The 9,776-nt window shown below is 48.0% G+C and carries 8 protein-coding genes; 5 read left to right on the forward strand and 3 right to left on the reverse strand.

Translation table 11 applies throughout. The features are described from left to right. Positions 1-144: 144 nt before the first annotated feature. Positions 145-831 (reverse strand): magnesium protoporphyrin IX methyltransferase, encoded by a 687-nt coding sequence (gene bchM, locus QUB08_RS26215; protein ID WP_333228467.1) that lies wholly within the window; start codon positions 829-831, stop codon positions 145-147. A gap of 318 nt (positions 832-1,149) precedes the next feature. On the opposite strand from bchM, the gene QUB08_RS26220 reads away from it, so the two are divergent. Beyond that, positions 1,150-1,881, forward strand: a complete 732-nt coding sequence (locus QUB08_RS26220; RefSeq protein ID WP_333228469.1) for a DUF4058 family protein — start codon at positions 1,150-1,152, stop codon at positions 1,879-1,881. A gap of 74 nt (positions 1,882-1,955) precedes the next feature. Here the strand turns inward: QUB08_RS26220 and nagA are convergent, their stop codons facing one another. After that, on the reverse strand, positions 1,956-3,185 hold the full coding sequence (gene nagA / locus QUB08_RS26225; protein ID WP_333228471.1) for an N-acetylglucosamine-6-phosphate deacetylase: 1,230 nt from the start codon (positions 3,183-3,185) through the stop codon (positions 1,956-1,958). 234 nt (positions 3,186-3,419) lie between these two features. Here nagA and purE point away from each other — a divergent pair, with 234 nt between their 5' ends. Both purE and QUB08_RS26235 read left to right on the forward strand, forming a co-directional pair. Then, the gene (purE, locus tag QUB08_RS26230; protein ID WP_333081709.1) at positions 3,420-3,941 is read left to right on the forward strand and encodes a 5-(carboxyamino)imidazole ribonucleotide mutase; all 522 of its coding nucleotides are present in this window, start codon (positions 3,420-3,422) and stop codon (positions 3,939-3,941) included. 84 nt (positions 3,942-4,025) lie between these two features. Continuing rightward, a complete protein-coding gene (locus QUB08_RS26235; RefSeq protein ID WP_333228473.1) occupies positions 4,026-5,624 on the forward strand; it encodes an ammonium transporter in 1,599 nt (532 codons plus the stop codon). A gap of 263 nt (positions 5,625-5,887) precedes the next feature. On the opposite strand, the gene QUB08_RS26240 is transcribed toward QUB08_RS26235, so the two are convergent. Further along, a complete protein-coding gene (locus QUB08_RS26240; RefSeq protein WP_333228475.1) occupies positions 5,888-6,490 on the reverse strand; it encodes an IS607 family transposase in 603 nt (200 codons plus the stop codon). A gap of 281 nt (positions 6,491-6,771) precedes the next feature. Between QUB08_RS26240 and QUB08_RS26245 the strand changes: the two genes are divergently transcribed. Together QUB08_RS26245 and QUB08_RS26250 are read left to right on the forward strand one after the other, a co-directional pair. After that, positions 6,772-7,689 carry an SGNH/GDSL hydrolase family protein gene (locus tag QUB08_RS26245; RefSeq protein ID WP_333228477.1) on the forward strand — a complete coding sequence of 306 codons (918 nt, stop codon included), beginning with the start codon at positions 6,772-6,774 and terminating at the stop codon, positions 7,687-7,689. A gap of 453 nt (positions 7,690-8,142) precedes the next feature. After that, positions 8,143-9,579 (forward strand): ammonium transporter, encoded by a 1,437-nt coding sequence (locus QUB08_RS26250; protein WP_333228479.1) that lies wholly within the window; start codon positions 8,143-8,145, stop codon positions 9,577-9,579. Positions 9,580-9,776: the final 197 nt, after the last annotated feature.

Consider the following 9,776-nt stretch of genomic DNA (forward strand, 5'->3'; position numbering starts at 1 on the left):
GTAGGGGCTGGTTCGCCAAAATTTTTGACACCCATCAACAAATTATATAAACCCGCCCCCACCCCACCAACAAATTGTATAAACCCGCCCCACTACGCCAATAAACGATCTAAACTGACCTCAGAATTTGCAGAGATTTTTAACCTATTTCCGCACAGCTTCCAGCAAGCGAGAATAGTAAAAGCTAGTGCTAGTCATCGCTGTTCTGTTAATCACAAAACCATTGTTTTCTAGGATTTTGATAATATCAGCTTCGCGGTGCTGGTAAGCCCGGGTAGTTTTGCTCGGGCCGGGGAAAAGTTCCCCAAATTTTTTGAGGGCAGTTAGTGCTAAAGTTTTGGGGGCAAAACTGATAATTAGTCGCGATTGGGCGATCGAACTTAGGTGAGCAATCATTTCCGCAGCCTTATCTTGAGGATAGTGGATCAGCACGTCCAAACAAATGACAGTGTGAAATTTGCCCGTTAAAGCTTCCAAATCTTGGGCGGCGAAGGAGATGTTGTAGAGCTTGCCGGGAACTGCTGTCGATCGAGCGTAGGCTTCTGCTACCATCTTTTCAGAGATATCGCTAGCGCAAACAATCGCCCCAGCCTCAGCCAGAGGAATACTCAGAGATCCCACACCGCAGCCCGCATCGCAGACAGAAAGCCCCGGTAAATTGCCGTCAGCTTCTAGCCAGCCGAGCACTGTATCCACTGTTTGCTGGTGCCCGGTACGGATGTCTAGCTGCACTTTATTGACTTTGCCCTCGCCGTAAATTCGCTGCCAGCGATCGAATCCCGTCGAGTTAAAATACTGTCTAACTATAGTCTTGTCGTCTACCAAATTCATCGATCTGCCTGCTGCTGAGTTATTGCCAACGGTTAAATATTATAAAGCTGCAGTGACAGTTATTGTTGACCGAAAGTAATTTAGTCCGGGGCCCCCGGATTTATCAGTGGGCTAAGTTCTTCAATTTTAAATCTAAAATCTAAAATCTAAAATCTAAAATCGATTGACACTCCCCACCCAATTAAATTGAGTTAGATTTACTTATACGGGCGATCGCAACTCGAACAATCCCGAATTGACAAACTAATTCCATAAAAACCGAGTTCAGCCGATCGCACATTCGGTCGATAATTTTAATCAGCCCTAACTTTAAAAAATATGGTGCTACAAGATCATTTCCGCCCGCCGCTGTCGGTTCGCCGTCACTGGCACGCCTTTCACAACGCCTGGGCGACTTACATTGCATCCGATTTGAATGCCAAATTACCCGCAAATTACTTTGCCGAGCCCAACGTGCAGTTTGGGATTGAAATTGATGTAGCAGCTTTTGAGGAACCTCTACCGGAGTTTGATTGTCCAGAGACGGTAATTCGTTTGCCAATAGATTTCCCAAACAATTGGATGTCACCCCCAGCCCAAAGCGTGCCTTTTCTAACTGCGGCGGAAACGGTGCAAGTCAGTATTTTTAGCACTGAAGCCGGCCCGGTATTAGCCGGTGCAATTGAATTAGTAAGTCCGGCCAACAAAGATCGTTCTACTCATCGCGGTGCTTTTGTTTCTAAGTGCGAGACGTATTTGCGCCAGGGAATTGGGTTGGTAATAGTTGATGTTGTGACGGGAAGGAAGGCAAATCTTCATAATGAATTGTTAGCCCGTCTGGCGGGAGGAAGCGCTTCGCCCTTCGACGCTGAACTCTATGCTACAGCTTATCGAGCGATCGAGCGATCCGGCAACCAATGCCTCGATATTTGGCAGGAAAAACTGGCTGTGGGCTGCGAGCTCCCTGTTTTACCGCTGTGGCTGCGGGGCGAGATTTGCTTGGCTGTGGAATTAAATAATATTTACGATCGAACTTGCCGAGAACACCGAATTGCTGTTAGCAGCGCTTAGCATAGGGAATCTTCCTCCTCACTACGATCTCTACTGCGCGAGAAACTAATGGCATGGAAACTAAATGGAACCACTTAAAACAACCGATGCCAAGCCAATTCTTTTGTCGGTTCATTTAAATGCCAGCGCAATAATTGAGTTGCCGAATTGCCGATAATTCCCGAAAGTCCGATCGCCCTTCTCGGAGATTCAGTTGCCAGGGCGATCGCACTTTCGGCATCGCAAATCCCCCACTCCACCAAATTCTGAACTCCCGCCAACAGCGGCAGAGTTGTACCTGCCAAAGTAGCAGATTCCAGGGGCGAGTGGTAATCTAATCTTACCCAAGCTGTACCTTTTCTGACTTCAATTTGTCGGGAATCCCAAGGATAAACCCCGTCAGGCAAACCCAAAGGAGCCAAAGCATCGCTTACTAAAAAAACGCCTTTTTGATACCTACCAGCGCGTAGAAAAAAATCCATCATTGTCGGAGAAACGTGCTTCCCGTCAGCAATTAAACCGCATTTTACGCCCGGATAAACAATCGCCGCTCCCAACAAACCCGGTTCTCTGTGGTGCAAACTCGGCATCGCATTAAAAGCGTGAGTTACCATTGAAGCTCCCCGCTCAAATGCTTGTTGGGCTTGCTCTGCCGTCGCTTGGGAGTGTCCGAGACTGACGGAAATTCCCAAACTTTGCAAATAGGAAATGACTTCGCCAGTGCTGTCTAACTCCGGCGCTAAAGTAATTATTTTGACAATATCGGCACAATCTCCTAAAACTTGCTTGACATTTTCTATAGTTAGGGGTAATAAAAACTCAACTGGGTGAGCTCCTCGTTTCTGGGGGTTGAGAAAAGGGCCTTCGAGATGAACGCCAAGAATTTCTGCTGTTTTGGGTTTAATTGTTGCCCGATCGGCGGTTTGTACAGTGCGGATATAATCAGCTATAGTCGAGAGCGATCGCCTAAACTTATCCACCGAAGTTGTCACCAAAGTCGGCAAAAAAGCATCCACTCCCTGATTCCACAAAAATTGACAAATTTTCGGCAAAATTTCAATATGCTCGTTTTCTAAATCGGGAAAAGCAAAACCCAGGGCGCCGTTAATCTGCAAGTCAACACCGCCCAGAGAAAGCCAATCGCCTGCTACATCAAGCACGTGCAAATGGGGAGGACAAATCCGTTTAAATACGGCGTCCATCGGCAAAACTTCTTGAATTATTCCCGTTTCGTCAACAGCAAGCATCTGCAAATCCTTGCAACCGGGGAGGCGAACATTGAGAATATCTGTGGGGGCGGCAGTTGGGGTTGTGGCTTCAGTCATCCGATTTTAGATTTTAGATTTTAGATTTTAGATTTAATATTCGCTACGGCTAAATCCGGTGGCTGGCGATGAGGAGGGGCAGCTTTTTGCTTTTTGCTGGCTCCAGGGCTTCTCAGACGGGGGATTGTGGCAAAATTGCTTTGAAGGGTCAGTTTTGGTACAAAATATCTAAATTTGAGTTAACGCAATCATTTAAAATTAGCATTTATCTGAAATCTCAAATCTGAAAATTTTATGAATCAAGCGACAGTTGGAATTATCATGGGTAGCGATTCGGATTTGCCAACCATGAAAGATGCGATCGCAGTTTGCGAAGAATTCAGTGTTGCTTGCTCCGTGGCGATCGTCTCGGCGCACCGCACCCCTGAGCGCATGGTGGAATACGCCCAAACCGCTCACCAACGAGGCTTGAAAGTCATTATCGCAGGTGCCGGGGGAGCGGCGCACCTCCCCGGTATGGTAGCATCTTTAACGCCCTTGCCCGTAATTGGCGTGCCTGTACCAAGCCGCCACCTGCAAGGGGTAGATTCGCTGTACTCGATCGTGCAAATGCCAGCCGGGATACCCGTAGCAACAGTGGGGATCGGCAACGCTAAGAATGCTGGCTTGCTGGCAGTTCAGATACTGGCAGCTCATCAGCCAGAATTGCTAGAGCGAGTTTTGCATTACCGCAAAACTTTGTCCGAATCTGTACTGAAAAAACAAAATCAACTAGAAGAGCTAGGCTATCATAACTATCTCAATCTCAACAAATAATCCAATAAACTTTTGTAGTAAGATTGGAAAGTTTTCCGAATATTGCTGAGCTTAGTAGCCGTAAAGAGGGTAAAAGTGATTAAAATGACTGTCGGAAAGAAAAAGTCAAAACCCGTCAGGCGGGAGTCTTTAAAATTGCCATCCGCGAACTTTTTTACCAAAGTCAACAGGTTGAAGAAGTTACCACGGGCGATCGCCCGCCTCACTCCAAGTTGGCAAGCCTGCATACCAATAGCAGCAATCATTGTCTTGGTGTGGGGATATGCGGCGGTAGCCCAAACAGCTCCCGCGCCAACCACCGAGGAACAATTAGCAAGCCTTAAGGTGGGGCTGGATACGATGTGGGTCATGGTGGCGGGGATGCTCGTGTTCTTTATGAACGCCGGTTTCGGTATGTTGGAAACCGGTTTTTGCCGTCAGAAAAATGCGGTTAACGTGTTGTCCAAAAACTTGATTGTTTTTGCGCTTGCTACGATCGCATATTGGGCGATCGGCTTTGGCTTAATGTTCAGCAATGGCAACAATTTTATCGGCAGCAGCGGATTTTTCCTGTGGAACGTAGCTGACAACAGCCCCGCCACAGGAGACGCTTATCAAGGCATTTTCGAGTCGCTTAACTGGACGGGAGTCCCCCTCAACGCTAAATTCTTTTTCCAATTAGTTTTTGCGGGAACTGCTGCGACGATCGTTTCTGGAGCCGTTGCAGAGCGAATTAAATTCCTTGAATTCTTAATTTTCAGCTTGCTGCTAGTAGGAATTGCTTACCCGATTACCGGACACTGGATTTGGGGCGGCGGCTGGCTGGCAGACGCAGGCTTCTACGATTTTGCCGGTTCGACAGTGATTCACTCGGTAGGCGGTTGGGCTGCTTTGATGGGAGCGGCATTTTTGGGGCCGCGGATCGGCAAGTACCGCGACGGCGATACTGTGGCGATGCCGGGACACAATATGAGCATTGCCACCCTGGGCTGTTTGATTCTGTGGTTGGGTTGGTTCGGGTTTAATCCCGGTTCGACAATGGCACTCGATCCAAATGCGATCGCCCACATTGCGATCACCACCAACACTGCCGGTGCCTTCGGGGGAGTTGCTGCAACCATTACTGCTTGGCTGTACCTGGGCAAACCCGACCTTTCGATGATTATCAACGGTATCCTCGCCGGCTTAGTGGGCGTAACAGCGAGCTGCGCTTGGATCAACGTGCCCAACTCTGCCATTATCGGCACGATCGCCGGTATCCTGGTAGTTTTCGCAGTAACTTTCTTCGACAACTTGAAAATTGACGACCCTGTAGGCGCAACTTCAGTTCACTTAGTCTGCGGGATCTGGGGAACTCTGGCAGTTGGCTTGTTTGCGGACGGGCCTACCACTGGACTTTATACCGCAGGCCCGGCAGCCGGATTGCTTGTGGGCGGAGGTTTCGGTCAACTCTGGGCGCAGTTGGTCGGCATTATCTCTGTAGGCGGGATGACCGTGCTGCTGAGTACGATTTTTTGGATGGCACTCAAAGCTTTGCTGGGTATCCGCGTTTCTGCTTTAGAGGAGGCTGAAGGTTTGGATATCGGCGAACACGGGATGGAAGCTTATACCGGGTTTGTGAAGGAAACGAGCTTGGACAATAGAAGTGAGAGCAGCTACGGCGGTTATGGTGGGGGTTCTGCAGGCAAGACTACCAAACTGTAGAGCGTGCGAAGAGAGCGACCAATTCAGCTTTCGTGTCCTACATTAGCTATGTATCCGCTAATTCACGCTTTTATTCAGAAAAACCACAATCTGAAATACCCGCCAACTTATGGCTGTCTATCGTTGTGCTCGCGTTTTAATCTTCGATACAAACGCGGGCATATTTTTATTTTTAGTTTTCGATTGCATGAGATGTGCGCCGATAATTGGTAATGGGTAATTTAGAATCTGTAACTAACGAACTTGGCAAGCTGGTGTATTGATTAGAGTTTATCGGCAATTGCTTTAAGTTCTTCAACGACGCGCTTGTTTTTGGGATTCCTGCTGCCATCAAGGCGGGCAGAGACAACAGTGATTATTTCTCGTATATCTTTAGCTAAATCGTCGTCACAGCTAGTATTTTCGGTTTGATTTATAATCACTACCTCTGTCCCAAAGTGTTCGCACAAATTAAAAATTAGTTCCGAACCAAATCTCAGCAGTCTGTCTTTGTGAGTTAATACCAACCTTTCTACTTGATTGTCTGCGATCGCCCGAATTAGATGTTGTAAACCCCGCTTACTGTAATTAACCCCAGAACCTACATCCTCAATGATTTGGAATTGCCACCCCTGAGATGCACAAAACAATTCCAAAACTTGTTTTTGTCTGTCTAAATCATCTTTTTGGTTGTGACTGCTAACCCGAGCGTAAGCAATGGTTAAAGCGCCGTTGGGTTTTAAGCCGAGAAGATGAGCTACGTCATAGCGCCTGTGACCATTAGCGGTGCGTTCGGGTATTAGCTTGCCTTCGGCTTCCCACCGACGCAAGGTGGAAGCGCTCACACCTTTAAGTTTGGCTGCTTCAGTTATAGTTAATTTTTTCATTTTTGGATTTTAGCATCAGAAATGGGTAATTTCGGTAAGTTTTAGATATATTTTTTTCCGGGCATGCGGGTTGGACAAATCAGATTTATGTGCAAGAAAGTTTGGTAGGCAGATTTTTTATGGTAAAGTAGTGCGAAAAAGCAAAGTTCTGCATCGCCGTCGCGCCCAACACAGCACAGTGCTTGATTATTACAAGAATTGAGGCTTTAATTGAGCGGTTAAATTTGATGCAGCAATGAGTGCAAATTATTCGGTGTGACGCCTGCAAATAGCTTGAGTTTATGGAGAAGTTTGGAGGAGGTAGCAGAAGTAGAACTCATAAATCCCTCTTAGGGATGGAAGTTAGCCGATCGAAAACTGTTCCGGTTTGGGCTTTGCTATCTTTGGTGACGAACGGGGTACTGATACTTACAGTAGCTCAACTACTGCTGCGGGGAAACAACTTGACAGAAAGCTTCCCGGCAAGTGCTGCTGTGACGGCAGAAGCGGCCCAGGAACAAATTGGCCAACCGGCGATCTCTGCAAAGGCAGTGCTAGACGTGCCCGTTCCCGGGCCGCGACATAAATGGACTTACCAGCAGTGGGTGACGCAGTTGGGTCGCGAAGCTGAGGCGGCAGCGGCGAATCGACCATCAAGACTGAGTGTTTTGGCTGGGGATTCTCTAAGTATGTGGTTTCCGACCAAGCTGTTACCAGTCGATCGAATTTGGCTGAATCAAGGGATTTCGGGGGAGACTTCCGTGGGTTTGCTGAAGCGGTTACAGTTGTTTGATCGAACTGCCCCGGATACGGTGTTTGTGATGATCGGGATTAACGATTTGTTGCGGGGAACCACCGACGAAGGGATTTTGGACAACCAGCGGCAGATTATTCGCGATTTGCGGTGGGCACACCCCAAAGCACAAGTAGTCGTGCAGTCCATTTTGCCGCACAGCGGGGAACAAGCTACTTGGGAAAATCGCGATCGGCTGTTGGCAATTCCTAACAGTCGGATTCGGGCAATAAATCGGCGGCTGAAAGAAATTGCTAGTTCTGAAAATGTTTTGTATCTGGATTTGTACCCGCTGTTTGCAGATGCTGACGGCAATTTGCCAACTGAACTCAGCACAGACGGCTTGCACCTTAACGATCAAGGTTATCTAGTTTGGCGATCGGCCCTGCAACTGTTCGACCAGATGCAGTTGAAAAATGAGTCATGAGTCATTAGTTATTAGTCATTGGTTAGAAAGATAAAGGATAAAGTAACATTCTCCCTAACTCTCCCACTCTCCTTCCACTCTCCCCAACTCAAAACTCTTGCCATCTCCTCAACACCCCCTCCCCGATTACTCTATTGTCACTGGCTATGTCAAGTATCGACTGATAGATTAAGAAATATGATAGTTAGCTATTTAGTATAGGGTGATACAGAATAACTGTTTGTACAAATGGTGGAATCCAAAAGGCACAGACCATTGGATTGATAGTTGACGAATTTAGATGAGTCCGGCTATACGAAGTCGGGAGGTTGAGGATTGGGGAATTATCTATTGAAGATTTGTTCCGCTAAAACACGGACTTAAAACCAAATAACTATTGCATCTAAAATCCTCGCATCTAAAATCGGCTGGGTCTTCCCTGAAAATTGCTGAGTATGAAAAGGTACAACTAACGTGATCAAAAAAAGTTTAACGATCGGCATCATGGCGCTGTGGCTGTTAAGCGGGCCGCTGATGGACAATGCCTTAGCTCAAGATGCTGGTGCCGCTGCTGCGGTGGCGCCGAATCCGATCGACAGCGGCGATACGGCCTGGATGTTGGTTTCCTCAGCACTGGTATTGCTGATGACACCGGGGCTGGCGTTTTTCTACGGGGGACTGGTGCGATCGCGCAACGTCCTCAACACCATGATGATGAGCTTAGTCATGATGGGAGTGATCGGCGTCACCTGGACGCTGTGGGGCTACAGTTTAGCCTTTGATGTCACGGCCAGCAACCTCGATGCTAAAGGGTTTGGTCAAGGACTCGAAAGCTTCATCGGTGGCTTCGACTGGATGTTCTTGAACAAGGTGACGGCGGACACACCAGATCCGATCGGCTACGCACCGACCATACCCCACCAAGTTTTCATGGTTTACCAGATGATGTTCGCCATCATCACTCCCGCCTTGATTTCCGGGGCGATCGTCGAACGGGTAACATTTAAAACCTATTTCTGGTTCGTGCTGCTGTGGTCTACCTTCATCTACTCTCCTTTAGCCCACTGGGTTTGGGGTAGAGGCTGGCTGCAGGCGATCGGATCTTTGGACTTTGCCGGCGGCACAGTCGTACACATTAGTTCCGGTGTTTCTGCGGTTGTCGCAGCTTGGATGATTGGGCCCCGCAAAGACCACTTGAACAAGCCCCACACCCCTCACAACGTACCCTACGTCTTGCTGGGAATTGGGATGCTGTGGTTCGGCTGGTTTGGCTTCAACGGCGGTAGCGCTTTGGGAGCTGGTTCTTTAGCAACAGTGGCTTTTGTCACCACGATGATTTCTGCAGCAGCCGGCGGTTTAACTTGGACAATTGTGGAATGGGTTCTCAGAGGCAAACCGACAGCAGTGGGAATTGCTAGCGGTTTCCTCGCGGGATTGGTGGGCATCACACCTGCGGCTGGATTCGTGTTTCCAGTGGGAGCGCTTTTGATCGGATCGATTACTTCGGTTTGCTGCTTCTTTGCCGTTAGTTGGCGGGCTAAGCTGGGATTTGATGACTCTTTGGATACCTTCCCGATTCACGGCGTCGGTGGAACTATAGGCGCGATTCTGACTGGCGTGTTTGCGACTAAAGCGGTTAACGCTGCCGGAAATGACGGGCTGTTTGCCGGGAATCCGGGGCTAATCGTCACCCAGTTTGTAGGCGTTCTAGCTACTTACGTGTTTGCGGGTGTCGGCACTTTTGTGATCCTGAAAATTTTGGAACAGTTTATGGAATTGCGAGTGCCATCATCTGCTGAAGACAAAGGTTTGGATATTGACTTGCACGGGGAAGAAGCTTACGGTGAGGATTTTGCCGGCGGTTTCAGTTCGTTTGAATCGAGTTCTCCTTTTGCGCCGAAGAAGGTTTGAAGCTGATTATTTGAATAACTTCGATCGTGCAGAGACTCAGCTATCTGGGTCTCTCGGCTTTTTTTAAGTTTTTTTTTTAACGAACCGCGAAGGCGCAAAGAGCGCGAAGAAAGAGGTATAAGGGACTTGCGGAAAAATAAAGTACCTATTAAATGGGGATAATCTTGATATCCCATTTGGGTAAAGTTTCAGAACGT

Origin of the sequence: Microcoleus sp. BR0-C5 (assembly GCF_036705045.1) — a bacterium.
GTDB lineage: Bacteria > Cyanobacteriota > Cyanobacteriia > Cyanobacteriales > Microcoleaceae > Microcoleus.